The organism is Streptococcus suis, from assembly GCF_002964045.1.
Taxonomy (GTDB): domain Bacteria; phylum Bacillota; class Bacilli; order Lactobacillales; family Streptococcaceae; genus Streptococcus; species Streptococcus suis_U.
Map to the genome: position 1 here is coordinate 1 of NZ_POPB01000369.1, position 314 is coordinate 314.

Sequence of the window (314 nt, forward strand, 5' to 3'; positions counted from 1 at the left end):
TCATCATGGTTAGGGATTTCAATTCTGACCACTCTTTGGACCCTGTCACGTAGTATGACCATTTTGCAGAAGGCCTTTAATAAGGCTTATGGCATCAATGAACACCGTGATTTTATTATTGGGCACTTGATTGGCATATTTTTAGGAATTGGTCTGCAGGTAATTATCCTCTTAAGTATTACGCTTTTGACTTTCGGGCAGGCAGTTTTTTCTTATATTAATAAGCTGGTTCCTATTGAAGATGCCTGGCTGAAGGGACTTCTTAGTCAAACACAGTTAGTAGGTTTAATGGCTCTGTTTGCCGCCTTGGTTAT

1 protein-coding gene is annotated in these 314 nt (G+C 39.8%); it reads left to right on the top strand.

From position 1 onward, the window contains the following. A partial coding sequence (locus C1E99_RS09290) for a YhjD/YihY/BrkB family envelope integrity protein (RefSeq protein ID WP_161951178.1) occupies positions 1-314 on the top strand: 314 nt, incomplete at both ends.